The sequence below is a fragment of the Ruegeria sp. AL7 genome, from assembly GCF_056536105.1.
Genome location: NZ_JBQFJF010000001.1, coordinates 2,555,483 through 2,580,825 on the forward strand (window position 1 = coordinate 2,555,483; position 25,343 = coordinate 2,580,825).

The window sequence follows — 25,343 nt, forward strand, 5'->3', positions numbered from 1 at the left end:
CGGATTTTTGGCACCCTACAAAACCATCATCCTTTTTCTTTTCTTTTTTTTTTATTAGGGAGAGTTCCGAACAACGTTCGGAGCCGGCATGACAGACCTTCTTTTCACGATTTACCCGTGGGTGAAGTCATTACATATCATGGCCGTGATCTCATGGATGGCCGGCTTGTTCTACTTACCCAGACTGTTTGTTTATCACGTCGAAAAAGCGCAGACCGTAGAGGGCGCGCAAGACATCTTCTTTGAAATGGAAGACAAGCTGCTGCGGGTGATCATGCGCCCCGCGATGGTTGTAACCTGGGTATGCGGGCTGATCATGGTGTTCACACCGGGGATCGTCGGATGGGATTTTGCATGGCCCTGGGTCAAAGGTGCGGGCGTGATCGCGATGACCTGGTTCCACCATTGGCTTATGGCCCGAAGGAAGGATTTCCTGGCTGGCCAGAATAAGCTCACTGGGCGGCAGTATCGCATGATGAACGAGGTTCCTACCATTCTGATGATTGCCATCGTTCTGGCGGTCATTCTGAAGTTCTGAACGCCTGTTTGACTCCGAACGGCGCTGCGCTTATGTAGATCACAACACGCCCGTCCGGGCGGCGTATTTTCCGTACTGAAATTCCACTTCAAGCCGCGTTCTTAGCGGTGAAGGTATATATCATGTCCAATGAATCCCTGAATCTGGCCGACCTGAAAGCCAAAAGCCCCAAAGACCTTCTGGCCATGGCCGAAGAACTGGAGATCGAAAACGCCTCGACCATGCGCAAGGGCGAAATGATGTTCCAGATTCTGCGCGAACGTGCCGATGATGGCTGGACCGTCGGCGGTGATGGCGTACTGGAAGTGCTACAGGACGGGTTCGGCTTTCTGCGCTCACCCGAGGCGAACTATCTGCCGGGTCCTGACGATATCTATGTCTCGCCCGATATGATCCGTCTGCACTCGCTGCGGACCGGGGACACGGTCGAGGGCGAGATCAAGGCGCCGGATGAGAATGAGCGTTATTTCGCGCTAACCAAAGTCACCATGATCAACTTTGAAGATCCCGAAAAGGCCAAGCACAAGATCCTGTTCGACAACCTGACGCCTCTGTACCCGGATGAGCGTCTGAAGATGGAAATCGAAGATCCCACCATAAAAGATAAGTCGGCGCGCGTGATCGATCTGGTTGCGCCGATCGGTAAAGGTCAGCGTTCGCTGATCGTGGCACCGCCGCGGACCGGTAAAACCGTGATCCTGCAGAACATCGCGCATTCGATCGAACAGAACCATCCGGAGTGTTATCTGATCGTCCTGCTGATCGACGAACGCCCGGAAGAAGTGACCGACATGCAGCGCTCGGTTAAGGGTGAGGTTGTGTCGTCAACCTTCGATGAGCCCGCAACGCGTCACGTGGCCGTGTCGGAGATGGTCATTGAAAAGGCCAAGCGCCTGGTCGAACATAAACGAGATGTTGTTATTCTACTCGACTCAATCACAAGACTTGGTAGGGCTTTTAACACCGTTGTACCATCCTCGGGCAAGGTTCTGACCGGTGGTGTGGATGCGAATGCGTTGCAGCGGCCCAAGCGTTTCTTCGGTGCGGCCCGGAATATTGAAGAGGGTGGATCGCTGACCATTATCGCCACCGCGCTGATCGATACCGGCAGCCGGATGGACGAGGTGATCTTTGAAGAATTCAAAGGTACTGGTAACTCGGAAATCGTTCTGGACCGGAAGATTGCAGACAAACGCGTGTTCCCGGCGATCGACATCCTCAAATCCGGTACTCGGAAAGAGGACCTGCTGGTCGAAAAGGGCGATCTGGCCAAAACCTTTGTTCTGCGCCGTATCCTCAATCCGATGGGCACCACCGACGCAATCGAGTTCTTGTTGTCGAAGTTGAAACAGACGAAGACAAACGGTGAGTTCTTCGATTCGATGAACACCTGACACAGGTCTTAGACCCCAGCGAGGCCTTCGAATGGATACGATATTCGCCTTGGCCAGCGCGCAAGGCAAAGCAGGGGTGGCGGTCATTCGCCTCTCTGGCCCCGAAGCGCACTCCGCAGCCGCATATCTGTGCGGCGCGGAACTGCCCAAGCGGGGAATGGTCTTGCGCACCCTGCGGGACCAGGATGGATCACATCTGGATGATGGTTTGGTTCTGACCTTTCAGGCACCGGCAAGTTTCACCGGTGAAGACGTGGCAGAACTTCAGATCCACGGCAGCACGGCCTCGGTCAATGCGGTTCTGCGCTGTTTGTCGAACACCGTTGGTCTACGACTGGCGGACCCGGGTGAGTTCACACGCCGGGCCCTTGAAAATGGCAAGATGGATCTGACACAGGTCGAAGGCCTGGCAGACCTGATTGACGCGGAAACCGAGGCACAGCGTAAGCAGGCCCAAACCATTCTGGCCGGTGAGCTTGGCACGCTGGCCGAGCGCTGGCGGCGCGATTTGATCCGCGCGGCATCGTTGCTGGAAGCGGTCATAGATTTCGCTGATGAAGACGTCCCCACTGACGTCACGCCGGAAGTCCGTAGTTTGACAAGCGGAGTTCTGGCAGATCTTCGTCGAGAAGCTGATGGGGTGAAAATCGCCGAGCGTATTCGTACCGGATTTGAAGTGGCTATAGTCGGTCTTCCCAATGCAGGAAAATCAACACTGCTGAACGCGCTTGCGGGGCGCGAGGCTGCGATTACTTCGGAATACGCAGGCACGACCCGGGACGTGATTGAGGTTCGAATGGATCTGGCTGGTTTGCCTGTGACATTGCTGGATACGGCCGGGTTGCGGGATACCGAAGATCATGTCGAAAATCTTGGGATCGAGCTGGCTCGAAAACGGGCAGATGCGGCGGACCTGCGTGTTTTCCTGGCTGAAGCACCGGAAGATCTGGGTGTGGCCATGCAGGATGGTGATATCCACGTTCTACCCAAAGCGGACTTGCGAGAGGGCGCTGCTGAAGGTGTTTCAGGAAAGACAGGACAGGGGATTGACGCGCTTGTAGACCAGATTTCGTTGGTCCTGAGTGATAGAACCACAACACATGGTATTGCCACGCGTGAGCGCCATCGCGTTGCGATGAACAAGGCGTCGGTTTCACTTGCTGCTGCGATCACGGTTCTGGAATCAGGTCCGGACCTGTATGATATCGCTGCGGAGGAGTTAAGAACCGCCATACGGGCACTTGAATCTCTGGTTGGCAGAATAGATGTCGAAACACTGTTGGATGAAATCTTCTCCAGCTTTTGTTTGGGAAAATAAGGATTGTTTCACGTGAAACATTCAAACTTTGATGTCATCGTGGTTGGGGCTGGTCATGCCGGTACGGAGGCTGCGCACGCCGCTGCCAGGATGGGTGCGAAAACCGCTTTGGTGACATTATCCGCGACCGATATCGGAGTCATGTCCTGCAATCCGGCCATCGGCGGGTTGGGGAAGGGACATCTGGTACGAGAGATTGACGCGCTGGATGGCGTAATGGGCCGTGTCGCCGACCAGGCTGGTATTCAGTTTCGACTGTTAAACCGGCGAAAAGGTCCGGCTGTTCAGGGTCCCAGAACGCAGGCAGATCGCGCCTTGTACCGGGCGGCGATGCAAAACGAAATCAGCAATCAGGAAAACCTGTCCGTTATCGTTGGGGAGGTTGTAGACTTTCTGATGGACGGACACCGTGTCGCCGGTGTCGTCCTCGGAGATGGGTCGGAAGTGTACGCCAAAGCCGTTGTTCTGACCTCCGGAACCTTCCTGCGCGGCGTCATCCATATCGGCGACGTGTCACGGGCTGGTGGGCGAATGGGAGATCGCCCGTCAATAAAACTGGCCGAGAGGTTGGATAGCTATAACCTTCCGCTGGGACGCTTGAAAACCGGCACACCGCCGCGTCTGGATGGGCGCACGATCAACTGGTCGGGTTTGGAAAAACAAGACGGGGATGAGGACCCGACCTTGTTTTCTTTCCTGTCAACATCGGTTGTCGCGCCTCAGATTTCCTGCGGTATTACACACACCAATGCAAAGACGCATGAGATCATCGAAGCAAACCTCTCAAAATCAGCGATGTATGGCGGCCATATCGACGGCATAGGTCCAAGATATTGCCCTTCGATCGAAGACAAGATTGTGCGCTTTGCAGATAAGGACTCGCATCAGGTTTTCCTTGAGCCCGAAGGCGTTAATGACCACACGATTTATCCCAACGGTATTTCAACGTCACTGCCTCAGGACGTGCAGTTGGAATATGTTCGGTCGATCAAAGGGCTTGAAAAGGCGGATATTCTGCAACCCGGCTATGCGATTGAATATGATTATGTGGACCCTCGTATCTTAACTGCGTCCTTGTCGCTACCCGACGTTCCGGGACTATATCTGGCAGGGCAGATCAACGGGACCACAGGATATGAGGAGGCAGCGGCACAAGGGATGGTTGCTGGTCTCAACGCGGCGCTGGACGTACAGGGCCGCGAACCGGTCTTTTTCACAAGATCAGACAGCTATATCGGCGTGATGATAGACGACCTGACGACCCGTGGTGTGGCTGAGCCCTATCGAATGTTTACCTCCAGGGCTGAATTCCGACTGTCTTTGCGGGCAGACAATGCCGATCAACGGTTGACACCGATTGGTTTGGAACTTGGTTGTGTCGGAGAGAAGCGACAGGCACATTTTAAAAAGAAAATGAACCAGCTTGATGCGGCGAAATCCAAGCTGACCGCACGCACATACACACCCAAGGAAGTTCTTTCGGCTGGGATCAACGTCAACCAGGATGGAAACCGCCGAGATGGAATGGAAATTCTGGCATTTCCGGATACATCCTTCGAGGACTTGTTCCCTCTGATACCTGATCTACAAGATGTAGACGTGGCGATCCGGCTTCAAATCGAACGCGACGCGCTTTACGCAAACTATATCGATCGGCAAAAGCGCGATGTTGAGGCCATGAAGCGGGATGAATCCTATGTTATCCCACGTGAGTTTGACTATTTTGGTTTGGACGGGCTGTCTTCTGAGATGAAGCAAAAACTGTCGCAGGCCAAGCCGTCGAACATAGCGCAAGCAAGCCGTGTCGAAGGTGTTACTCCGGCTGCCCTGACCCTTGTTCTGGCGAAATTGCGCCGGGATCAACGAGCACGTCAGGCATGACGGTCGATTATTCCAAGTTTGATGGCTTGAATGTTTCACGTGAAACATTTGAGCGTCTGAAAATCTATGTTGATCTGGTGAACCACTGGAACCCCAGGATAAATCTTGTTTCGCGCAATAGCCTGGAATTCATTTGGGATCGGCATATTCTGGATTCTGTCCAGGTTTTTCGATGCGCTGAAACGTTTGACACCTGGGTGGACCTTGGCAGTGGCGGCGGGTTCCCCGGGATGGTGTGCGCCATTATTGCGGCCGAGGAAGTTCCGGCCGCCAGTTTCTCTCTTGTGGAAAGCGACCAGCGAAAATCGGCATTTCTGCGTAACGTTGCCCGTGAATGTGGCGTGTCGTGTAAAGTGATTTCCAAGCGGATTGAGGTGGTTGAACCCCTCGGCGCAAACATCGTTTCGGCGCGCGCGCTGGCGGATTTGCGTACATTGTTATCATTTTGTGACAGACATTTAGGTGAAAACGGGACCGCGCTGTTGCCCAAAGGTGCAAACTGGAAAAAAGAGCTGGATGAGGCGCGTGAGGAATGGAATTTCGATGCTGAGGCCATTACAAGTTTAACTGAACCTCAGGCCGTTATCCTTAAGATCAAAGGAGTATCACGTGGTTGATCTGTCTCGACCGTCCGGACCCCGGATAATAGCGGTTGCCAATCAGAAGGGCGGAGTAGGGAAAACAACCACAGCGATCAACCTGGCGGCCGGACTGGCCGAAGCTGGTTGCAGGGTATTGGTGGTTGACCTCGATCCACAAGGGAACGCATCCACCGGATTAGGGGTCGAAGATCGGGATTGGACCACTTATGACCTCATTCTGGACGACGCGCCTTTGGAGGCAGTGGTTCAAGAGACGGAGATCGAGAACCTTTTGGTTGTCCCTGCAACGGTTGACCTGAGCTCGGCGGATATCGAGCTGATTTCCAACGAAAAACGCAGCTATCTTTTGCATGATGCGCTGCGTCAGACGGCGGTGGACGCGTTTGAGCTGGATTTCATCCTGATTGATTGCCCGCCGTCACTGAACCTCTTGACGGTAAACGCGATGGTTGCCGCCCATTCTGTCCTAGTGCCGCTGCAAAGTGAGTTCTTTGCGCTGGAGGGTCTTTCGCAATTGATGCTGACAATTCGGGAGGTTCGGCAAACCGCGAATCCAGACCTGAGAATCGAAGGCGTTGTGTTGACCATGTATGACAACCGCAACAACTTGTCCCGCCAGGTCGAAAAGGATGCGCGTGACAATTTGGGCGAGATGGTTTTTAAAACAAAGATACCCAGGAATGTGCGGGTCAGCGAGGCGCCATCCTATGCGCTGCCGGTATTGCAGTATGACTCGGGATCACTTGGTGCGATGGCGTATCGGCATCTGGCCCGTGAGATCATGCATAAGAACAACAAGACCGCAGCATGAGCGGTGGAGAGGAGGCCGACATGAGCACCAGGAAAGCGAAATCCAGAGGGTTGGGCCGCGGATTATCCGCACTCATGGCGGACGTTAATCCAGAGGCGGGCAACCGAGTACCATCTGACGTGCGCAGACCTGATCTGAAGGTTCCGATTGAAAAGCTGAAGGCAAACCCAAATCAGCCGCGACGCACATTTCAGCCCGAACAATTGGATGAGCTTGCCGCGTCGGTTCGGGAAAAAGGTATCATCCAACCCTTGATCGTACGTCCAACAGGGGTTGGAGAATACGAAATCGTCGCTGGTGAACGCCGGTGGCGGGCTGCTCAGATGGCGCAGCTGCACGAGATCCCTGTGATTGTGCGCGAATTCGATGATACCGAGGTACTGGAAGTTGCGATCATCGAAAACATCCAGCGCGCTGATCTGAACGCAGTGGAAGAGGCCGCCGGATACAGGCAGTTGATGGATCGCTTTGGCCACACGCAGGAAAAGCTTGCTGAGGCTTTGGGGAAAAGCCGCAGCCATATTGCGAACCTGTTGCGGCTTTTGTCTCTGCCAATTGACGTGCAAACTCTTGTAATTGAAGAGAAATTATCGGCTGGTCATGCGCGGGCGCTGATTACGGCGGAAAATCCCTCGGAATTGGCAAAACTGATCGTCAAGGATGGTTTGTCTGTGCGCGCGACCGAGGCGCTGGTCAAGAAACAGCAGCAGGGCGACACTGCACGACCTGCTCCCAGATCCAGGAATCTGGATGCCGGAAAAGATGCTGATACACGCGCGCTGGAAAAAGACCTGTCTGCGATTCTGGCAATGAAAGTATCAATCAACCACAAGGCGGGAACGGAATCCGGTCAGGTTGTTCTGACATATGAAAACCTGGATCAGCTTGACGATCTTTGTGCAAAGCTCAGCCGTTAGGGCGCGTCCAGATAAATATCAGGACGCCGCCCAGAACAATGACCTGAAGGATCAGCACGAAGGGCGGAACGGATAAGAGCAAAGACACTCCTAAAACAGCGGCGACCGACAGGGTTGCTGCCTTTTTTGCGGCCGGGCGTATTGCGCCCGAACTCTGCCAATCCAGTATCATTGGCCCGAAAATCCGGTGCGACAGAAGCCAGTTGTGCAACCGTGAAGAGGATCGCGCAAAGAAAAACGCTGCCAGCAACAAAAACGGGACCGTTGGAAGAAGAGGCAGAACAACCCCAATCGCGGCCATCGCAACGCAAAGCAATCCCAGCCCCGCCCAAAGATACTGCATATCTAGCCCATCAATTCCCGGATTACAGCATTCAGCACGGCGCGCCCCGCTGGTGTTGCTCTGAGTCTGTTGTTATCACGTTCAATCATATTAATGCCGACCAGATGGTCCACGGTTTCGTCTGGAAGTGGACGGCCCGACAGGGCCTCCCACCTATCTACATCTAGTCCTTCTGAAATCCTCATGCCCATCATAAGGTATTCGCTCGCCTGATCTTCAAGCGAAAGGACATAGCGTTTCTTTTCTCCGCAACCCTTCGTGGCGGCGTCAAGCCAACGTTGCGGGTTCAGATGGGTCTCGGTCGCGTGTTTTTGACCATCCACAGTAATCCGCCCATGAGCGCCGGGACCAATGCCGACATAATCCCCGTAACGCCAATAGACCAGATTGTGCTGCGACTCTGCACCGGGGCGGGCGTGGTTGGACACCTCATAGGCGGGCAGGCCGTGTTTCTCGCAAATCTCTTGTGTTGCAAGGTACATGTCGGCCGCACTGTCATCTTCGGGCAAGCCGCGCAGTTTTCCGACAGCATAACGATCGCCAAAAGCGGTGCCATCTTCGATTGTCAGTTGATACAGCGACAGGTGATCCACAGCCATGGACAGAGCTTCGTTCAACTCGGACCGCCAGGCATCCAGCGTTTGGTGCTGTCTGGCATAGATCAGGTCAAAGCTGACCCGTTCAAAACAATCACGGGCGATGTCAAAGGCAGCGCGGGCCTCGGCCACAGTGTGAATCCGCCCCAAGCGGCGCAGGTCTTCGTCGTTGAGCGCCTGCACGCCCATCGAGATCCGGTTGACGCCTGCGTCACGATAGGCCGCGAACCGACCGGCCTCGACCGATCCGGGATTAGCCTCCAGCGTGATTTCCATGGTGTTGGAAGGGCGCCAGAGCGCACGGGCCTCACCGATCACGGCGGCAACGGTTTCCGGGTCCATCAGCGACGGGGTTCCACCGCCGAAAAAGATCGTGTTCAGCACCCGATCCGGGGTTTCGACGGCCGAGCGCCGCAATTCGCTCAGATAGGAGTTAAGCCATTGTTTTTGATCGATAGTTTTGGAAACATGGCTGTTGAAGTCGCAATAGGGGCATTTGGCCTCGCAAAAGGGCCAATGCACGTACAGGCCAAAGCCCCCGTTGCGCCAATCATCCGCCAAAGCAGCCTTTCACGAACTTCTCAACCGCGCGTCCGCGATGGCTGATCTTGTTCTTTTCCCAGCGATCCATCTCGGCAAAGGTAATGTCGTATCCTTCGGGAACAAACATCGGGTCATAGCCGAATCCACCTTCGCCGCGGATGGGCCAGACCAAATGACCGGGGGCAATGCCTTCAAACACTTCATCATGCCCATCAGGCCAGGCCAGCACCAGCGTGCTGCGGAATTGCGCTGTGCGGGGATGGGGGGCGTTCTTTGCCTCTAGCTCAGTATGGGCGCGGGTCATCGCCATCAGGAAGTCGCGCCCATTGGCGGTTTCGGCCCAATCCGCGGTATAAACACCCGGCGCGCCGTCCAGCGCGTCGATGGTGATTCCGGAATCGTCTGACAGGGCAGGCAGTCCGGTGGCCTTTGCGGCGGCGTGGGCCTTGATCCGGGCGTTGCCGACAAAGGTGTCCTCGGTCTCTTCCGGTTCGGGCAGGTCCATGTCCGCCGCACCCACAACCGTCACGCCAAAAGGTTCGAGGAGATGCGCCATCTCCTCAAGCTTGCCTTTGTTGTGGGTCGCGACCAGAAGCCTGTCGCTGTCAAACTTACGGGTCATGCGGTGGCGGCTTTCTGGGCTGCGGCCAGCTCGGCAACGCCTTTTTCCGCCAGATCCACCAGCTGATCCATCTGGGCGCGGCTGAAAACAGAACCTTCGGCGCTCATCTGGACCTCGATCAGTTTGCCTGATCCGGTCATGATAAAGTTGCCGTCGACACCGGCCTCGCTGTCTTCCGGATAGTCAAGGTCCAGCACAGGCTGGCCCGCATAGATCCCGCAGGACACGGCGGCGACCGGATCAACCAGCGGATCTGAAATCACGTCACCTGCTTTCATCAGTTTGTTGACGGCCAGTCGCAGCGCAACCCAGCCGCCGGTGATCGAGGCACAGCGGGTGCCGCCATCGGCCTGGATCACATCGCAATCAACGGTGATCTGACGTTCGCCCAGTGCAACCCGGTCGACGCCGGCGCGCAGGGCGCGACCAATCAGGCGCTGGATTTCCACCGTACGCCCGCCTTGCTTGCCCGAGGCCGCTTCACGCCGCATCCGAGTATTGGTGGCGCGGGGCAGCATACCGTATTCGGCGGTGACCCAGCCTAGCCCCGAACCCTTGATGAAAGGGGGTACGCGATCTTCGATCGTAGCGGTACACAGAACATGTGTATCGCCCATTTTGATCAGGCAGGAACCTTCGGCATGTTTGGTGAACCCCGTTTCAATTGAAACGGCGCGCATTTCACTTAAGTCTCTTCCAGAGGGTCGCATGGGAAATCCTTTGTTTGCTGGGTTGGGGATACCGCCCCGCAGCGTTACGATGCAACCCCGATTGACCTTTCATTTGCCTGCTATTTAATGATGAACCAGCAGGGGAAAACGCATGAGTGAAGCGAGCAAAATTCTGGACGAGATGAACGACCGGTCGCGCGAGGTGTTCCGGTTGATCGTTGAAAGTTATCTGGAAAGCGGAGAGCCGGTTGGAAGCCGCACCCTGACGCGTACCCTGTCTGAAAAAGTCAGTGCCGCAACCGTGCGCAACGTGATGCAGGACCTTGAGTTTCTGGGTCTTCTGGACAGCCCGCATATCAGCGCGGGTCGGGTACCGACGCAGCAAGGACTGCGTATGTTCGTGGACGGTTTGCTTGAGGTTGGCGATCTGGGCGTCGACGACAAGCAAAAACTGGAAGAGACTTTAGGCTCTAACACGGGTGATGTTGGCGGAATGCTGGATCGGGTCGGGTCAGCTCTGTCACACGTAACACAAGGTGCGTCGCTGGTTCTGACGCCAAAGCATGAAGCCGAAATCAAACATATCGAGTTTGTCTCGTTAGGGCATGACAGGGCTTTGGTGGTGCTGGTTTTTTCTGACGGCCATGTTGAAAACCGCCTGTTCACACCGCCGCCCGGCCAGACGCCCAGTTCGATGCGCGAGGCTGCGAATTTTCTGAATGCGCTGATCGAGGGGCGCACGCTCAGTGAAGTGCGCCGTCAGATGCAGAAACAGATTCAGGCGCGCAAGCAGGAAATAGATGCGCTGGCGCGCGAGCTGGTGGAAAGTGGGCTGGCGGCCTGGGACGGAGACGGAGCCGACTCGGCCCGTTTGATCGTGCGGGGGCGGGCGAATCTGTTGAACGAACCCGGTCAGGCCGGAGAATTGGAGCGTATTCGCAGCCTGTTTGATGATTTGGAGCGCAAGCGCGACATCGCTGATTTCCTCGAATTGACGGAAGGCGGCGAGGGTGTGCGCATTTTTATTGGGTCTGAGAACAAACTTTTCTCACTTTCGGGTTCCTCTTTGGTGGTGTCTCCATATATGAACGCTGATCGAAAGATAATCGGTGCGGTCGGGGTCATCGGACCCACGCGTCTGAATTATGGACGGATCGTGCCGATCGTGGATTATACGGCGCAACTGGTCGGCAAGCTGATATCCGACCGGAGCTAGAGGGTAAGAGATGGCAGAGCCCAAGAACGAAGATTTTCTGGACGATATCATGGCGGCAGAAGCGGAAGAGCTGGCCGAGGAGTTTACTGAGATCAGTGACGAGGCGTTGGAGCTGGACGAGCTGCGCGCTGAGCGGGATGAGTATAAAGACAAATTCATGCGCGCGCTTGCCGACGCCGAGAACGCGCGCAAACGCGGTGACAAGGCGCGCCGCGATGCCGAGCAGTATGGCGGTTCCAAGCTGGCCCGCGATATGCTGCCTGTTTACGACAACATGAAGCGCGCGCTTGAGGCCGCGACCGACGAGCAGAAAGAGGTTGCCGCCGGACTGCTGGAAGGCGTCGAACTGACCATGCGTGCCCTGAAGGATGTGTTCCAGAAACACGGGATCGAAGTGATTACACCCCAGGTTGGCGACCGGTTTGATCCGAATGTGCACGAAGCAATGTTCGAGGCCCCGGTCCCGGGCACGCGGGCAGGGGACATCATCCAGGTGTCCGCCGAAGGTTTCATGCTGCACGACCGACTGTTGCGTCCGGCTCAGGTCGGGGTCTCTTCAACGCCAGCAAGCTGATTGGCTTTTCAAAGCCAAGCCTTCGGCGAGAGTATTTTTGAAAAGATGAAGGGCGGTCAGGATCTGGCCGCCTCTTTCAATTTGTAGATCAGATCCAGCGCCTCGCGCGGGGTCAGTTCGTCGGGCAGGACACCCTCCAGCATCTCGGTCACTGGCGAGGTTTTCGGTGCGGGCGGGGGTGGCGGCGCGGCTGCCGAGAACAGCGGCAGGTCGTCAATCAGCGCCTTTTGCTTGCCGCCTTCGCGTTCGGTTTTTTCAAGCTGGTCCAGAACCACCCGGGCACGTTCGACGACAGAAGCGGGTAAACCGGCCAGCTGCGCAACCTGCACCCCATAAGACCGATCAGCCGCGCCCTTGTGAACCTCGTGCAGGAAGATGACTTCGCCATCCCACTCTTTGACCGCTACGGTGGCGTTATCGACACCTTCGAGTTTGCCAGCCAAAGCCGTAAGCTCATGATAATGCGTGGCAAACAATGCGCGACATTTGTTGGCCGCGTGCAGGTGTTCCAATGTGGCCCAGGCGATGGACAGGCCATCATAGGTGGCGGTGCCACGACCGATTTCGTCCAGAATGACCAGAGCGCGGTCATCGGCCTGATTCAGGATGGCGGCGGTTTCGACCATTTCGACCATGAAGGTCGACCGCCCCCGCGCCAGATCGTCCGAGGCTCCGACGCGGCTGAACAGCTGACTGACGACGCCAATATGCGCCTCTTCGGCCGGAACATAGCTGCCCATTTGGGCAAGCAGTGCGATCAGGGCGTTCTGGCGCAGAAAGGTTGACTTACCGGCCATGTTCGGACCCGTCAGTAACCATATCGCCGCGCCGTTTTCGACGGTCAGATCGCAATTATTGGAAATGAATGCATCGCCGCTTTGCTGCCGGCGGGCGTGTTCCACAACCGGGTGTCGACCGCCCTGCACATTGAATGAGCGAGAGGCATCAACCCTTGGACGGCACCAGTTTTCACCCCGCGCAAGATCAGCCAGAGCGGTCGTCAGGTCCAGTTCCGCAAGCCCGCGGGCGGCTTGATTCAATCGGGAAGCGAGGTCCAAAATAGCGCCAGAGAGCATTTGATAGAGCCGCTTTTCGATCTCCAGCGCCAGATTTCCGGCGTTCAGGATACGCGTTTCGATCTCTGACAGTTCGACGGTTGTAAACCGCACCTGATTGGCTGTCGTCTGGCGATGGATATAGGTTTCGCTAAAGGGTGTGTTCAGCATCTTTTCGGCATGGGTGGCCGTGGTTTCGATGAAGTAGCCCAGCACGTTGTTGTGCTTGATTTTCAGCGAGGTGATGCCGGTGTGTTCGACGTAATTTCGTTGAAACCCGGCGATGACGGACCGGCCTTCGTCGCGCAAGGTGCGGGCCTCGTCCAGTTCAGCGTCAAAACCTGGCGCGATAAAGCCTCCGTCGCGGGTCAGAAGCGGGGGCTCGGCCACCAACGCCTCGTCCAGCAAGGTCAGCAAGTCATCGAAACCAACAAGGTTCTGAAGCGCGGTTGCCAGCAACACCGGTAAATCCTGACCGGTGCAGATTTCGGCAATCGTGGCCGCCTGGGTCAGGCCATTGCGAATGGCTGTCAGGTCACGAGGCCCGCCGCGTTCTAATGACAAACGCGACAGGGCGCGGTCCAGATCCGGGGTTTTGCGCAAGGCTTCGCGCAGATCAGACGCGATCAGGCTGTCACCAGCGGCGAAACTGACTGCGTCAAGCCGGGCATGGATCACATCCAGATTTCGAGAAGGGCTTGAAAGCCGCTGTTCCAGCAATCGCGCGCCACCGGGGGTAACGGTCCGGTCAACGACAGAAAGAAGCGATCCTGCGCGTCCGCCGGACAGCGAGCGGGTCAGTTCCAGATTGCGGCGCGTTGCAGCGTCGATCTGAACGACCCGATCCTCAGATTCTTTCAGCGGCGTTTGCAGCAGGGGCAGTTTGCCCTTTTGCGTAATCTCCAGATAGTCGATCAGCGCGCCCATCGCGGACACTTCGGCGCGGCCGAAATTGCCGAACGCGTCCAAGGCACCCACGTGAAACAGCCCGCAGATGCGCTTTTCCGCCGCCGTGCTGTCGAAACTGGCGCGCCCGACCGGCGTCAGTGAAATCCCCAGATCAAGCAGCGTTTCGTTCAGCTTTTCCTGCGTTCCATCGGCCACGATCAGTTCGGAGGGCGCAAGCCGGGCAAGCTCGGGGCTGAGCCGGACCGAGGTCAGGGGCATCACGTGAAACGCGCCCGTTGATATATCCGCCCAGGCAAGCGCGGCCTCGTCCCGGACCTCGGCATAGGCAGCCAGAAAGTTGTGTCGGCGCGCCTCAAGCAACGCATCCTCGGTCAGTGTTCCGGGCGTGACGAGTCGCACGACATCACGTTTTACGACCGATTTAGAGCCTCTTTTCTTTGCTTCAGCCGGGCTTTCCAACTGTTCGCAGACCGCAACGCGAAAGCCCTTGCGGATCAGGGTCAGAAGGTACCCTTCGGCTGAATGCACCGGCACGCCGCACATCGGGATGTCTTCGTCATTGTGCTTGCCGCGCTTGGTCAGGGCGATGTCCAACGCCTCGGCAGCGTTGACGGCATCCTCGAAAAACATCTCATAGAAATCACCCATGCGATAAAACAGCAGGGCATCCGGGTGGGCCTCTTTGATTTCGAGGTATTGCGCCATCATTGGCGTGACTGTGGACAAAAGCGGCCCCCTTTTGGCGTATTCCGGGCGCGACCTTACAAATCCCGCATCTTCTGTAAAAGCCGAAAACTCATTCTCGTTGAGGCGGGCGTTCTCCTGCGCTATGAGGCGTCAGCCCTGAAGTCATGGAAACGACATTTAAGATGCCCAAAGCGAAGATCACCAAAGAAGAGGCATTGGCCTTTCACCTGGACCCCACCCCCGGCAAGTGGGAGGTGCAGGCCACCGTCCCCATGACAACGCAGCGAGATCTGTCGCTGGCCTACAGCCCGGGTGTGGCCGTTCCCTGCGAGGCTATCGCGGAAAACCCGGAAACGGCCTATGATTATACCAACAAGGGCAACCTGGTGGCCGTAATCTCGAACGGGACGGCGGTGTTGGGCCTTGGTAACCTCGGCGCGCTGGGCTCGAAACCGGTGATGGAAGGCAAATCGGTCCTGTTCAAACGGTTCGCCGATGTGAACTCGATCGATATCGAGCTGGACACCGAAGACCCGGATGAATTCTGCCGCGCGGTGCGTCTGATGGGGCCAACCTTTGGCGGCATCAATCTGGAAGACATCAAGGCGCCCGAGTGTTTCATCATCGAACAGCGACTGAAGGAAGAGATGGACATCCCCGTCTTTCACGATGACCAGCACGGCACGGCCGTGATCTGTGCGGCGGGCCTGCTGAACGCGCTGCATATCTCGGGCAAGAAGATCGAGGACGTGAAAATCGTTCTGAATGGCGCAGGTGCCGCGGGGATTGCCTGTATCGAACTGCTCAAGGCAATGGGCGCGCGGCATGAAAACTGCATTGTCTGCGATACCAAGGGCGTGATCTATCAGGGCCGGACAGAGGGCATGAACCAGTGGAAATCGGCCCACGCGATCACGACCGACTTGCGCACATTGGAAGACGCGATGAAGGGGGCGGATGTGTTCCTGGGTGTTTCGGTGAAAGGCGCGGTCACGCAGGATATGGTTGCCAGCATGGCCGACAATCCTGTCATCTTTGCGATGGCCAACCCCGACCCCGAGATTACTCCGGAAGAAGCGCACGAGGTTCGCGTGGATGCGATCGTTGCCACCGGGCGCAGCGACTATCCAAACCAGGTGAATAACGTTCTGGGCTTCCCCTACCTGTTCCGCGGTGCGTTGGACATTCACGCCCGCGCCATTAATGATGAGATGAAGATCGCCTGTGCCCACGCACTTGCCAATCTGGCGCGCGAGGATGTGCCGGATGAGGTCGCAATGGCCTATGGCAAGTCGCTGACCTTTGGGCGTGATTATATCATCCCCACCCCGTTCGACCCGCGTTTGATCCACCGTATCCCACCGGCTGTTGCCAGGGCGGGGATGGACACCGGTGCCGCGCGCCGTCCGATCATCGACATGGACGCGTATGAGCTGAGTCTGAAATCCCGGATGGACCCGACCGCCAGCATCCTGCGCGGTCTGAACGCCCGAGCGCGTCAGGCGCAAAGCCGCATGATTTTCGCCGAGGGCGACGATCCCCGGGTATTGCGCGCAGCGGTCATGTATCAGCGGTCTGGTTTCGGCAAGGCACTTGTGGTGGGTCGGCCGGACGATGTGAAGACCAAACTGGAAGCAACGGGCCTGGGCGACGCTGTGCGTGAAATCGAGGTCGTGAATGCGGCCAATACCACGCATCTCGAAACCTATTCGAACTTCCTGTATCAGCGCCTGCAGCGTAAGGGGTTTGACCGTAAAGATATTCACCGTCTGGCCGCACGGGACAGGCACGTGTTTTCCTCGCTGATGCTGGCCCATGGGCATGGTGATGGTCTTGTCACTGGCGCAACCCGCAAGTCCGCGCATGTGCTTGACCGGATCAACCATGTGTTTGATGCCGATGCCGCCAACGGTGCCGCCGGTGTGACAGCTTTGCTGCATAAAGGCCGGATTGTTCTGATTGGCGACACGTTGGTACATGAATGGCCCGACGAAAACGATCTGGCGAATATTGCCGAGCGTTCGGCCGCAGTTGCCCGGCATATGGGGCTGGAGCCGCGCGTGGCTTTTGTCAGCTTCTCGACCTTTGGCTATCCGGTGTCAGAACGTGCTGAAAAGATGCACCGTGCCCCGGCTGTTCTGGATCGGCGCGGCGTCGACTTTGAATACGAGGGTGAAATGACGGTGGACGTCGCCCTGAACATCGAACAGCAAGCGGCCTATCCGTTCTCGCGCCTGACCGGTCCGGCGAATATCCTGATCGTTCCGGCCCGGCATTCGGCATCAATCTCGACCAAGCTGATGCAGGAAATGGGTGGTGCGACCGTGATTGGCCCGATCCTGTCAGGTATCGACAAGCCGATCCAGATCTGTTCGACCGTCTCGACCGCGAACGATATACTGAACATGGCCATTCTGGCCTCTTGCGACATCGGATAAATCATGACGATCTGGAATCTCGGCTCGATCAACGCGGATATGGTCTATGACCTGCCGCATCTGCCTGCGCCGGGGGAAACTCTGGCTGCCCGTAGGCTGGATCGGTTCCTGGGCGGCAAGGGGGCCAACATGTCGGTGGCCGCGGCGCGTGCGGGATCACGCGTCAGCCATATAGGTGCCGTGGGGCCCGATGGGCGCTGGGCCAAGGATCGACTGACAGAATATGGTGTGGATACACGCCATATCTCTGAGGTGGATGTTCCCACAGGCCACGCCATCATTGCGGTGGATGCCGAGGGTGAGAACCTGATTATCCTGTATCCCGGGGCCAATCACGCATTGGAACCCGCCCATCTGGGGCAGGCGCTGGCCTCGGCAAACACCGGTGATCTGCTGATCTTGCAGAATGAAACCAATGCCCAGGTCGAAGCGGCGCAGCTGGGGCGCAAGCTTGGCCTGACCGTCTGTTATGCCGCGGCCCCGTTTCAGGCTCAGGCCGTTCAGGGCGTTCTGCCTTATCTGGATTTCCTGATCCTGAATGAGGTGGAGGCTGAACAGCTGCGCCAGGAAACCGGTCTGAGCATCGCCGATCTGCCCGTTCGGCATGTCATCGTTACCCTCGGCTCAAAAGGTGCGAGGTACTTGCAGCAGGGCAACGATCCGGTCGAGTTTCCCGCGCATAAGGTGCGGGCGGTGGATACCACAGGGGCAGGCGACACCTTCACCGGCTACGTGCTGGCAGGCATGGATCGCGGAATGCCAATGGAACAGGCCATATTGCAGGCAAACCGCGCCGCAGCCCTGATGGTCATGCGGCACGGAACGGCGGATGTCATTCCCGATCTGAAAGAAGTACGTGACGCATCCTTTGACTAGGAGCCTGCAAATGGCGCATCCCCACCCCAAAGCTGCTTGACGCGCGCGTCACGACCACAGGCTTTGCGATACGCCTTGTAGGCGTTGTGCTGGCGCTTTGGTCCAAAACGGGTAAGGACCAGTTTGTTGCCTTTGTAATAATCCTGATGATACGCCTCGGCGGGGTAAAAGGGTCCTGCGCTTAGAACCGGGGTGACAATGGTCTGCCCCAGCGCTTGCTGCGCGTCTGCTTTGGCTTGTTCTGCCAACACCTTTTCGCCTTTGTTAGAGACGAATATTGCAGTTCGATAGCTGTCGCCCCGGTCGCAGAACTGGCCACCTGCGTCTGTCGGGTCAACCGACCGGAAAAACATGTTCAGAAGTGACGCGCGAGAGACGCGCGCCGGATCGAACGTGATCTGAACCGCCTCGTAGTGTCCGGTTCCCCCTTTTGAAACCTGATCATATGTCGGGTCCGCAGATGTGCCGCCGGTGTACCCTGACACCGCCCCGATTACGCCGGGCACGGATTCGAAATCGGATTCCACGCACCAGAAACACCCGCCAGCCACCGTCAGCGTTTCGGTTCCTGCAGCCGGGGCGGGCAGCGCGCGCAACAGTGCAGCCAATGCAATCAGTGTAAACAGAAGGGCTGGTCTGACGGTTTCAAAATAAGCAGTCCGCATCATGTCAGGTCTCCTTTTAAGATGAGATTGACGCGGGTTCGACCCCCTTGCAATTGCCTGTCATGCAATGTCACGCGCTGGTGAGACTAGTTTATCGTCTGCGATCACGCGTAAACGGCCCACTTGAAAGGCGGACGAAACCACCGTTCATTTGCGACGGATCATGCGCGATAGGTATCCCGATGGGGAACGGCGGTACACCGCGGGCGGGACCGCCGGTCTGGCTGGCCTGGGACAAAGGCCAGCTTTGCAGTAAACTCAGCCCAGCAGTTGCCCCAGCTTCATCGCAACACCCATATTGCCCGAGATCTTGAGCTTGCCCAAAGCAACGCCGGTCATCGGGTTCAGCTTTCCGGTCAACAGCTTGGTCAGGTTCTCCTGCGAGATGCGGATTGTGCAATCCGTGTCCCGATCCTGCGTCGTTGCCTGATTGTCCGCCAGAACAATCACACCGTCCGCGCCGCAATCGAATTTGAGCGAACCGTCAAAGCTTTTGCCGTTCAGCCCTTTTTGAATTCCATCGGCGATGTCCTGAAGCATTCGGGGTCCTTTCACGGTTTCCGAATGCGTAATGCGTCAGGTGCCGAACAGGCAAGGCTGACCCAACTGGAACTTCTGATCACGATGCGCCGAGAATCTGAACCGTCCGGTCACAAGGCTTACCGCCATAGAAGGCGTCCAGAACAGCACGAAACTCGGGCGGAGCATCTGCCACAGATGAAAACAATGTCATCGAAGACCGCAGCTTTTTCGCGTCAATTCCGCCCAGAATGTCGCGGGCATCGCGCCCCGTGTGCAGCAGCATCAGCGAGGCCGTCTGCCTAAGCCGGTCGCGCAGTTCCGGGTGGTTCAGATAGCGTGTCGCCTCGTCCAGATCTTCAATGCCGTAGAGCTGTGCCATATGGGATTGGCCTAGCTCGGCCAGTTGCGGAAACACGAACCACATCCAGTGGCTGGTTTTCTGCCCCTGTTCAAGTTCGCGCAGGACATCGGCCCAAACCGTGTCCTGCGCCTCGATGAACATATCGAGCTCGTCGTCGGTATCGTCTTCGTCGATCACTTGGACAGGCGCTTGTTGCGCGCAGCCAGCAGTTTCAGACGCAGCGCATTCAGCTGGATAAAGCCTGCCGCATCTTTCTGATCGTACGCACCTGCATCCTCTTCGAAGGTCACATGTGCCTCAGAATACAGCGAATGATCCGACCAGCGGCCCACGGTCGAGGCCAGACCTTTGTACAGTTTCACACGAACGGTGCCGGTAACATGCTCTTGCGATCTGTCGATGGCGGCTTGCAGCATCTCGCGCTCGGGGCTGTACCAGAAACCGTTATAGATGAGTTCCGCATATTGCGGCATCAGCTGGTCTTTCAGGTGCATCGCGCCGCGGTCCATGGTGATGGATTCAATGCCACGATGCGCTTCCAGCAGGATGGTGCCGCCGGGTGTCTCGTAGATACCGCGCGACTTCATGCCCACGAACCGGCCTTCGACCAGGTCCAGACGGCCAATACCGTGCTTGCCGCCATATTCGTTCAGCTTGGTCAGAATCGTGGCCGGGCTCATCGCCTCACCGTTGATGCTGACCGCGTCGCCTTTTTCAAAGCCGATCTCGATGAACTCAGGCTCATTCGGGGCGTCTTCGGGGTGGACGGTGCGCTGGTAGACATAGTCGGGCGCCATATCGGCGGGGTCTTCCAGAACCTTGCCCTCGGATGAGGTGTGCAGCAGGTTTGCATCAACCGAGAACGGTGCCTCACCGCGTTTGTCCTTGGCAATCGGAATTTGGTTCTGCTCGGCGAATTCCAGCAGCTTGGTGCGGCTGGTCAGATCCCATTCGCGCCACGGTGCAATGACCTTGATGTCTGGGTTGAGCGCGTAAGCCGCCAGTTCGAACCGCACCTGATCGTTGCCCTTGCCGGTTGCGCCGTGGGCAACAGCATCAGCACCAGTGGCCTCGGCAATCTCAACCAGACGTTTCGAGATCAGCGGCCGTGCGATCGAGGTACCCAGCAGGTACAGCCCTTCATATTGCGCATTGGCACGGAACATCGGGAAGACGAAATCGCGGACAAACTCCTCGCGGATATCCTCGATATAGATGTTCTCGGGCTTGATCCCCAGCAATTCGGCCTTTTGGCGTGCGGGCTCCAGTTCCTCGCCCTGACCCAGATCGGCGGTGAAGGTCACGACCTCACAGCCATACTCGGTCTGCAGCCATTTCAGAATGATCGAGGTATCAAGGCCACCGGAATAGGCCAGAACAACTTTCTTGGGCGCGGACATCTGACTTCCCTTTATGCGTAGAACGATTGGCCCCTAGCGGGTTTTGGACGCGGGGGCAAGTTGGTGCGCGTTGACGAAGGCCGGGAAATGAGGTGAAACGGAGGGAAAGAGAACAAGGATTGGTTGAGAGGGCAGTTTTAGGATGCTGGGCTACAAGATTTTTAGGCATGCGGTATTAATGCTTTTGGACAACATATCAGTCGCGTTGAGATTAAGCTTTTTTCCGTTTCTTGTTTTAGGCACCGCATTCTATTTTTTGACTATTTTTCAGACGGAAAGTTTGCCGGAGACCGATAAACTCTCTCCGATGTTGGGCGTGTCTCTAGCTGGCTTTGTACTCGCAGTCCTCTATTTGATCGTACTGGTTTGGGTGGCCGTAGGCTGGCATCGTTACGTACTTCAGAACGTTGAACCACATCTCGCGTGGCCAGTATGGGACGGAGACCGTATGTGGGCCTATGGCGGCGCATTTCTTCGGATTATCCCATTGAGCATTCTACTGAGTCTTGTCGCTGTTTTTATTTTTCTGGTACCTGCAGCCGTTTTTTATGATGGCGGGGTGTCAACTGATGACGGCACCTTTCTTGGTTTTTTGCTTGGTGTCGTCATTTCGTACATTTCGTTTAGGCTTTCGCTCGTGTTACCGGCTGCGGCAGTTGGGGAATTTATGAAAGTTCCAGATTCGTGGCGCAAAACCAAAGAGTTCTCTAAGCCGATTTTTGTTGCCGCACTTTGTGTTGGAGTTCTTACAGCAATACCGAATTTGTTGCTACATACACCTCTGGCCCCAATCATAGGCAGCTTTGTCTATTTCCTAGTTGCGCAATGGTTTCTGCTCATGCTGGGCGTCAGCATCATGACGGCCCTTTACGGTTTTGTCGTCGAGAAGCGCGAACTACGCTGACGCCCGTACACATATGTATTCCTTGCCCTTATCACGCTGATGGGGCAGGGAGGCGGGCATGACCGACTTCATGACCCGCGCCCGCGCCGCCGAAGAGGCGATGCGCTCTGTCTTCCCGGCGACGCCGTTGCAGCGCAATGCCCACCTGTCCGACCGTTATGGGGCGGATATCTGGCTCAAGCGCGAAGACCTGAGCCCGGTGCGCTCCTACAAGATTCGCGGTGCCTTTAACGCCATGCGAAAGCAACAGGGGCAGGACCTGTTCGTCTGTGCCAGCGCGGGCAATCACGCGCAGGGCGTGGCCTATATGTGCCAGCATATGGGGGTCCGGGGCGTGATCTTCATGCCGGTCACGACGCCTCAGCAGAAGATCCAGAAAACGCGTATCTTTGGCGGGGACACCGTCGAGATTCATCTGATCGGTGACTATTTCGATGACACGCTTGCTGCCGCTCAGGCATGGTGCACGCAGCAGGGCGGATATTTCCTGTCACCTTTTGACGATGCCGATGTGATCGAAGGGCAAGCCTCGCTGGCGGTTGAAATCGAAAGGCAGATGGGCGGTGCGCCCGATCACGTTGTGCTTCCCGTGGGTGGAGGCGGCATGTCCGCCGGTGTCGCTACATGGTTCGGGGACCGCACCCATTGCCTGTTCGTCGAACCGGCCGGAGGGGCCTGTCTGCGCGCAGCCCTGGCGGCGGGGCATCCTGTTTCGCTGGATTATGTGGATACCTTTGTCGATGGCGCGGCGGTCGGGCGGATCGGTGAAAAGCCGTTCGAGTTGTTGAAATCACGCCACCTGTCGGACGTTCTGGTCCTGTCCGAGGATCGTATCTGCGCCACCATGATCGAGATGCTGAATGTCGAAGGCATCGTGCTGGAACCTGCGGGGGCGCTGGCGATCGAGGCAGTAGGTGATATCCAAAGCTTTGTGCGCGGAAAGACCGTGGTCTGCCTGACATCCGGCGGCAATTTCGATTTCGAACGCCTTCCCGAGGTCAAGGAACGTGCGCAGCGGTATTCCGGTGTGAAAAAGTACTTCATCCTGCGCCTGCCGCAGCGACCCGGCGCCCTGAAGGAATTCCTGAATATTCTCGGCCCCGAGGATGATATCGCGCGGTTCGAATACATGAAGAAATCGGCGCGCAATTTCGGTTCGGTTCTGATCGGGATCGAAACCCGCAAGCCCGAAAACTTCATGCGCCTGTTTGCCCATCTGGACGATGCCGGGTTCACCTATACCGACATCACCGAGGACGAGACGCTGGCACAGTTCGTGATCTAGTTCAGGTTCTCATTCAGCTCGGCTTCAAACATGGTTTTCGAGCTGTCGAAAGCAGCCAAAAGCGCTGGCAGATCAACCTCGGCCCCTTGCCCTGCTGCGGCCTGCCGTTCCCCATCCTGGCAGAGTTTCGAGAATTGATCGAACCCCAGGCTCAATGCGCTGCCTTTCAGGAAATGCAGGTTCTGCTCCAGTTCGGCCCGGTTGGTGTCGCGGCGCAGGCGGGTGATCACGTCCTGCACTTCTTCCAGAAATATCTCGACCACCTCATCGAATTCCTCGGGGCCGACTTCATCCCGCAATTGTCTGACTCTGGCCCAGTGGATCATGATGTACACCAGCTAATGAATGGTCATGGTTCTGTATAGACGCGCCCGGTAAAAAGCAGGTTAACGCGGCCACGCTTCCGCAATCGTCACTCTTCACCGGATGTTAAATCAGTCGGCGATAGGGTCGCCATCAGTGACGAAACTCATCAGAGCAGAGGGTAAACGGTGCCGGGGGCGAGTCTTGAGGAAACCAGAGCTGATCTGGATTTCGGCGCGATCCGCACGGTGCTGGTGGTGGATGACAGTCGCCTGCAACGGCGCATTCTGGTGGCCTCTCTCAGGAAGTGGGGGTTCGAGGTGATCGAGGCCGATACAGGCCATGCCGCTTTGGCGCTTTGCGTCGATAATCCGCCCGATCTTGTGCTAAGCGACTGGGTCATGCCGGGGATGAGCGGCCTTGAATTTTGCTGTGCGTTTCGGGCATTGGAAACGGATCAATACAGCTATTTCATCCTTCTGACATCCAAAAGCGAAAAGCAGGAGGTCGCGCGCGGTCTGGATGCCGGGGCCGACGATTTTCTGATCAAGCCGCTTGAGGCGGACGAATTGCGCGCCCGGATTTCAGCCGGTGCGCGCATTCTGGACATGCAGCGCGAGCTCTCACAGAAAAACCGCCTGATTGAATCCGCGCTCGAGGAACTCAGGCTGGCGCATGACGCGATCGACAAGGACCTGATGCAGGCGCGAAAAATTCAGGAATCGCTGGTTCCCGAACTGACCCGGTCATTCGGGAAGTCACAAGTCAGTCTGTTGCTGAAACCCTGTGGTCATATCGGTGGTGATCTGGTGGGGATGTTCTCGCCCGGGGTGAACCGGCTTGGGTTCTACAGCATCGACGTATCCGGCCATGGTATCACCTCGGCCATGATGACGGCGCGATTGGGGGGGTATCTGTCCAGCAAGCATTTTGACCAGAACGTCGCGATGGAGCGGAGGTTCGACAAGTTTTATGCACTTCTTCCACCGAAATACGTGGCTGAAACGCTCAATTCCCGCCTGATGGCCGATGAAGGCATCGAAGAGTATTTTACGATGGTTTACGCCATCGTCGACCTGCGCAACGGGCATCTGAAAATGGTACAGGCCGGGCATCCGCACCCCCTGCTGCTGCGGCAGGGTGGCCGCGCCGAGTTTCTTGGTGACGGAGGCTTGCCCATAGGATTGATCGAAGATGCGCGCTTTCAACAAGTCGAGACGCAGATGCAGCCCGGCGACAAGCTGCTGTTGTACTCGGACGGGTTTACCGAATGCCAACTGGCTGGTGGTGGCTTGCTGGAAGAAGACGGTTTGCGTCAGATGGCCCAACAGAGCATGTCGGAAAGGGGCGGGTCAGAGTTTCTGGACGACATGTTCTGGCGTTTGACGCAAGTGATGTCACCCAAAGACGGCATCGGCGATGATGTCTCGGCCGTCTTTTTTGAATATAACGGACCTTAAAGCGACCCGAGATGCAATTCAGCAAAGTGCCGGTCACCGTCATTTCCCAGTAAACCGACGGCGTCAGCAGTTTCCATCCACAGCGCTTCGTGAAACGCCTCGGTCGGCGGGCCTATGCGTCGCACGGGGCGGGCGCGATAGATCAGGCAGACCTTCTCGGCCCACAGGTCATATTCCGGCATATAGGTGAAGCGCCGAAAGGCACCAATCCGCCGGGGCGCCGCAATAAGCCACCCGGTTTCTTCAAAGACTTCGCGATGCAGGGCGGTAACGGGTGATTCGCCCGGATCAATACCTCCGCCGGGCAATTGCAGGTCGGGTCCGGGTTCTGTCTGGCAGGTCAGCAAAAGGTGACTTCTGCGGGGCAAAAGTGCATAAACACCGACCCGTCGCGTGTATTTCCGCCCCGGCTCTGGGGTTTCACCGAACCGCCTGATCATGTATGGCCCCTT

At 56.9% G+C, this 25,343-nt stretch carries 25 protein-coding genes; 14 read left to right on the forward strand and 11 right to left on the reverse strand.

Features of this window, described 5'->3' with window-relative positions:
• The first annotated feature begins 88 nt into the window (after positions 1–88).
• The 7 genes from ACR3E2_RS12865 to ACR3E2_RS12895 all read left to right on the forward strand — a co-directional run bounded on the left by ACR3E2_RS12865 (position 89) and on the right by ACR3E2_RS12895 (position 7,461).
• Entirely contained in the window at positions 89–538 is a 450-nt protein-coding gene (locus tag ACR3E2_RS12865) for a CopD family protein (RefSeq protein WP_480482538.1), read from the forward strand.
• Positions 539–660: 122 nt separating this feature from the next.
• On the forward strand, positions 661–1,932 hold the full coding sequence (gene rho, locus ACR3E2_RS12870; protein WP_480482536.1) for a transcription termination factor Rho: 1,272 nt from the start codon (positions 661–663) through the stop codon (positions 1,930–1,932).
• A gap of 31 nt (positions 1,933–1,963) precedes the next feature.
• Positions 1,964–3,250 carry a tRNA uridine-5-carboxymethylaminomethyl(34) synthesis GTPase MnmE gene (mnmE, locus tag ACR3E2_RS12875; RefSeq protein WP_480482534.1) on the forward strand — a complete coding sequence of 429 codons (1,287 nt, stop codon included), beginning with the start codon at positions 1,964–1,966 and terminating at the stop codon, positions 3,248–3,250.
• Between the two features lie 12 nt (positions 3,251–3,262).
• Complete coding sequence (gene mnmG / locus ACR3E2_RS12880) at positions 3,263–5,131, forward strand: tRNA uridine-5-carboxymethylaminomethyl(34) synthesis enzyme MnmG (RefSeq protein WP_480482532.1); 1,869 nt, start codon at positions 3,263–3,265, stop codon at positions 5,129–5,131.
• Positions 5,128–5,748, forward strand: a complete 621-nt coding sequence (rsmG, locus tag ACR3E2_RS12885) for a 16S rRNA (guanine(527)-N(7))-methyltransferase RsmG (RefSeq protein ID WP_480482530.1) — start codon at positions 5,128–5,130, stop codon at positions 5,746–5,748. The genes mnmG and rsmG overlap by 4 nt, the downstream gene beginning before the upstream one ends.
• Complete coding sequence (locus tag ACR3E2_RS12890) at positions 5,741–6,544, forward strand: ParA family protein (protein WP_209506882.1); 804 nt, start codon at positions 5,741–5,743, stop codon at positions 6,542–6,544. The genes rsmG and ACR3E2_RS12890 overlap by 8 nt, the downstream gene beginning before the upstream one ends.
• Before the next feature lie 20 nt (positions 6,545–6,564).
• Positions 6,565–7,461, forward strand: coding sequence for a ParB/RepB/Spo0J family partition protein (locus ACR3E2_RS12895; protein WP_480482528.1), 897 nt, complete (start codon positions 6,565–6,567; stop codon positions 7,459–7,461).
• Here the strand turns inward: ACR3E2_RS12895 and ACR3E2_RS12900 are convergent.
• The 4 genes from ACR3E2_RS12900 to rph are packed head-to-tail and all read right to left on the reverse strand — an operon-like array spanning position 7,451 to position 10,275.
• Positions 7,451–7,804 carry a YbaN family protein gene (locus tag ACR3E2_RS12900; protein ID WP_480482526.1) on the reverse strand — a complete coding sequence of 118 codons (354 nt, stop codon included), beginning with the start codon at positions 7,802–7,804 and terminating at the stop codon, positions 7,451–7,453. The genes ACR3E2_RS12895 and ACR3E2_RS12900 overlap by 11 nt on opposite strands.
• 2 nt (positions 7,805–7,806) lie before the next feature.
• The gene (gene hemW, locus ACR3E2_RS12905) at positions 7,807–8,961 is read right to left on the reverse strand and encodes a radical SAM family heme chaperone HemW (protein WP_480482524.1); all 1,155 of its coding nucleotides are present in this window, start codon (positions 8,959–8,961) and stop codon (positions 7,807–7,809) included.
• The gene (gene rdgB, locus ACR3E2_RS12910) at positions 8,951–9,565 is read right to left on the reverse strand and encodes an RdgB/HAM1 family non-canonical purine NTP pyrophosphatase (RefSeq protein WP_480482522.1); all 615 of its coding nucleotides are present in this window, start codon (positions 9,563–9,565) and stop codon (positions 8,951–8,953) included. Before rdgB ends, hemW begins: the two co-directional genes overlap by 11 nt.
• Positions 9,562–10,275 carry a ribonuclease PH gene (gene rph / locus ACR3E2_RS12915; protein ID WP_267363729.1) on the reverse strand — a complete coding sequence of 238 codons (714 nt, stop codon included), beginning with the start codon at positions 10,273–10,275 and terminating at the stop codon, positions 9,562–9,564. The genes rdgB and rph overlap by 4 nt, the downstream gene beginning before the upstream one ends.
• 112 nt (positions 10,276–10,387) lie before the next feature.
• On the opposite strand from rph, the gene hrcA reads away from it, so the two are divergent.
• Positions 10,388–11,452, forward strand: coding sequence for a heat-inducible transcriptional repressor HrcA (gene hrcA, locus ACR3E2_RS12920; RefSeq protein ID WP_480482520.1), 1,065 nt, complete (start codon positions 10,388–10,390; stop codon positions 11,450–11,452).
• 10 nt (positions 11,453–11,462) lie between these two features.
• Positions 11,463–12,026 (forward strand): nucleotide exchange factor GrpE, encoded by a 564-nt coding sequence (locus ACR3E2_RS12925; protein ID WP_480482518.1) that lies wholly within the window; start codon positions 11,463–11,465, stop codon positions 12,024–12,026.
• 56 nt (positions 12,027–12,082) lie between these two features.
• Here the strand turns inward: ACR3E2_RS12925 and mutS are convergent, their stop codons facing one another.
• On the reverse strand, positions 12,083–14,698 hold the full coding sequence (gene mutS, locus ACR3E2_RS12930; protein ID WP_480482897.1) for a DNA mismatch repair protein MutS: 2,616 nt from the start codon (positions 14,696–14,698) through the stop codon (positions 12,083–12,085).
• A 161-nt stretch (positions 14,699–14,859) separates the two neighbouring features.
• On the opposite strand from mutS, the gene ACR3E2_RS12935 reads away from it, so the two are divergent.
• The gene (locus ACR3E2_RS12935) at positions 14,860–17,115 is read left to right on the forward strand and encodes an NADP-dependent malic enzyme (RefSeq protein ID WP_267363735.1); all 2,256 of its coding nucleotides are present in this window, start codon (positions 14,860–14,862) and stop codon (positions 17,113–17,115) included.
• A gap of 3 nt (positions 17,116–17,118) precedes the next feature.
• A complete protein-coding gene (locus ACR3E2_RS12940) occupies positions 17,119–17,991 on the forward strand; it encodes a ribokinase (RefSeq protein ID WP_209598988.1) in 873 nt (290 codons plus the stop codon).
• Here ACR3E2_RS12940 and msrA read toward each other — a convergent pair.
• The 4 genes from msrA to ACR3E2_RS12960 form a co-directional block, all read right to left on the reverse strand.
• Complete coding sequence (msrA, locus tag ACR3E2_RS12945; RefSeq protein WP_480482516.1) at positions 17,988–18,659, reverse strand: peptide-methionine (S)-S-oxide reductase MsrA; 672 nt, start codon at positions 18,657–18,659, stop codon at positions 17,988–17,990. The genes ACR3E2_RS12940 and msrA overlap by 4 nt on opposite strands.
• A gap of 255 nt (positions 18,660–18,914) precedes the next feature.
• Positions 18,915–19,196: an SCP2 sterol-binding domain-containing protein gene (locus ACR3E2_RS12950; protein WP_480482514.1), complete on the reverse strand. Its 282-nt coding sequence runs from the start codon at positions 19,194–19,196 to the stop codon at positions 18,915–18,917.
• Between the two features lie 79 nt (positions 19,197–19,275).
• Complete coding sequence (locus tag ACR3E2_RS12955) at positions 19,276–19,680, reverse strand: DUF1810 domain-containing protein (protein ID WP_480482895.1); 405 nt, start codon at positions 19,678–19,680, stop codon at positions 19,276–19,278.
• A 32-nt stretch (positions 19,681–19,712) separates the two neighbouring features.
• Positions 19,713–20,939, reverse strand: coding sequence for an argininosuccinate synthase (locus ACR3E2_RS12960; RefSeq protein WP_480482512.1), 1,227 nt, complete (start codon positions 20,937–20,939; stop codon positions 19,713–19,715).
• A gap of 142 nt (positions 20,940–21,081) precedes the next feature.
• On the opposite strand from ACR3E2_RS12960, the gene ACR3E2_RS12965 reads away from it, so the two are divergent.
• Positions 21,082–21,843 carry a hypothetical protein gene (locus tag ACR3E2_RS12965; protein ID WP_480482510.1) on the forward strand — a complete coding sequence of 254 codons (762 nt, stop codon included), beginning with the start codon at positions 21,082–21,084 and terminating at the stop codon, positions 21,841–21,843.
• A gap of 58 nt (positions 21,844–21,901) precedes the next feature.
• Positions 21,902–23,128, forward strand: a complete 1,227-nt coding sequence (ilvA, locus tag ACR3E2_RS12970) for a threonine ammonia-lyase IlvA (RefSeq protein WP_480482508.1) — start codon at positions 21,902–21,904, stop codon at positions 23,126–23,128.
• Here ilvA and ACR3E2_RS12975 read toward each other — a convergent pair.
• Positions 23,125–23,454: an Hpt domain-containing protein gene (locus tag ACR3E2_RS12975; RefSeq protein WP_209506897.1), complete on the reverse strand. Its 330-nt coding sequence runs from the start codon at positions 23,452–23,454 to the stop codon at positions 23,125–23,127. The two genes, ilvA and ACR3E2_RS12975, sit on opposite strands and share 4 nt — an antisense overlap.
• Before the next feature lie 165 nt (positions 23,455–23,619).
• On the opposite strand from ACR3E2_RS12975, the gene ACR3E2_RS12980 reads away from it, so the two are divergent.
• Positions 23,620–24,891 carry a PP2C family protein-serine/threonine phosphatase gene (locus tag ACR3E2_RS12980; protein ID WP_480482506.1) on the forward strand — a complete coding sequence of 424 codons (1,272 nt, stop codon included), beginning with the start codon at positions 23,620–23,622 and terminating at the stop codon, positions 24,889–24,891.
• Here the strand turns inward: ACR3E2_RS12980 and ACR3E2_RS12985 are convergent.
• Positions 24,888–25,331 (reverse strand): NUDIX hydrolase, encoded by a 444-nt coding sequence (locus tag ACR3E2_RS12985; protein WP_267363745.1) that lies wholly within the window; start codon positions 25,329–25,331, stop codon positions 24,888–24,890. The genes ACR3E2_RS12980 and ACR3E2_RS12985 overlap by 4 nt on opposite strands.
• Positions 25,332–25,343 lie beyond the last annotated feature (12 nt).

What these genes read in the sequence shown, in the direction of transcription:
- ACR3E2_RS12865 (WP_480482538.1), top strand. Translation starts at nt 89, where the DNA reads ATGACAGACCTTCTTTTCACGATTTACCCGTGGGTGAAGTCATTACAT.
- rho (WP_480482536.1), top strand. Translation starts at nt 661, where the DNA reads ATGTCCAATGAATCCCTGAATCTGGCCGACCTGAAAGCCAAAAGCCCC.
- mnmE (WP_480482534.1), top strand. Translation starts at nt 1,964, where the DNA reads ATGGATACGATATTCGCCTTGGCCAGCGCGCAAGGCAAAGCAGGGGTG.
- rsmG (WP_480482530.1), top strand. Translation starts at nt 5,128, where the DNA reads ATGACGGTCGATTATTCCAAGTTTGATGGCTTGAATGTTTCACGTGAA.
- ACR3E2_RS12895 (WP_480482528.1), top strand. Translation starts at nt 6,565, where the DNA reads ATGAGCACCAGGAAAGCGAAATCCAGAGGGTTGGGCCGCGGATTATCC.
- ACR3E2_RS12900 (WP_480482526.1), bottom strand. Translation starts at nt 7,804, where the DNA reads ATGCAGTATCTTTGGGCGGGGCTGGGATTGCTTTGCGTTGCGATGGCC.
- rdgB (WP_480482522.1), bottom strand. Translation starts at nt 9,565, where the DNA reads ATGACCCGTAAGTTTGACAGCGACAGGCTTCTGGTCGCGACCCACAAC.
- rph (WP_267363729.1), bottom strand. Translation starts at nt 10,275, where the DNA reads ATGCGACCCTCTGGAAGAGACTTAAGTGAAATGCGCGCCGTTTCAATT.
- hrcA (WP_480482520.1), top strand. Translation starts at nt 10,388, where the DNA reads ATGAGTGAAGCGAGCAAAATTCTGGACGAGATGAACGACCGGTCGCGC.
- ACR3E2_RS12925 (WP_480482518.1), top strand. Translation starts at nt 11,463, where the DNA reads ATGGCAGAGCCCAAGAACGAAGATTTTCTGGACGATATCATGGCGGCA.
- mutS (WP_480482897.1), bottom strand. Translation starts at nt 14,698, where the DNA reads ATGATGGCGCAATACCTCGAAATCAAAGAGGCCCACCCGGATGCCCTG.
- ACR3E2_RS12935 (WP_267363735.1), top strand. Translation starts at nt 14,860, where the DNA reads ATGCCCAAAGCGAAGATCACCAAAGAAGAGGCATTGGCCTTTCACCTG.
- ACR3E2_RS12940 (WP_209598988.1), top strand. Translation starts at nt 17,119, where the DNA reads ATGACGATCTGGAATCTCGGCTCGATCAACGCGGATATGGTCTATGAC.
- msrA (WP_480482516.1), bottom strand. Translation starts at nt 18,659, where the DNA reads ATGATGCGGACTGCTTATTTTGAAACCGTCAGACCAGCCCTTCTGTTT.
- ACR3E2_RS12950 (WP_480482514.1), bottom strand. Translation starts at nt 19,196, where the DNA reads ATGCTTCAGGACATCGCCGATGGAATTCAAAAAGGGCTGAACGGCAAA.
- ACR3E2_RS12955 (WP_480482895.1), bottom strand. Translation starts at nt 19,680, where the DNA reads ATGTTCATCGAGGCGCAGGACACGGTTTGGGCCGATGTCCTGCGCGAA.
- ACR3E2_RS12960 (WP_480482512.1), bottom strand. Translation starts at nt 20,939, where the DNA reads ATGTCCGCGCCCAAGAAAGTTGTTCTGGCCTATTCCGGTGGCCTTGAT.
- ACR3E2_RS12965 (WP_480482510.1), top strand. Translation starts at nt 21,082, where the DNA reads ATGCTGGGCTACAAGATTTTTAGGCATGCGGTATTAATGCTTTTGGAC.
- ilvA (WP_480482508.1), top strand. Translation starts at nt 21,902, where the DNA reads ATGACCGACTTCATGACCCGCGCCCGCGCCGCCGAAGAGGCGATGCGC.
- ACR3E2_RS12975 (WP_209506897.1), bottom strand. Translation starts at nt 23,454, where the DNA reads ATGATCCACTGGGCCAGAGTCAGACAATTGCGGGATGAAGTCGGCCCC.
- ACR3E2_RS12985 (WP_267363745.1), bottom strand. Translation starts at nt 25,331, where the DNA reads ATGATCAGGCGGTTCGGTGAAACCCCAGAGCCGGGGCGGAAATACACG.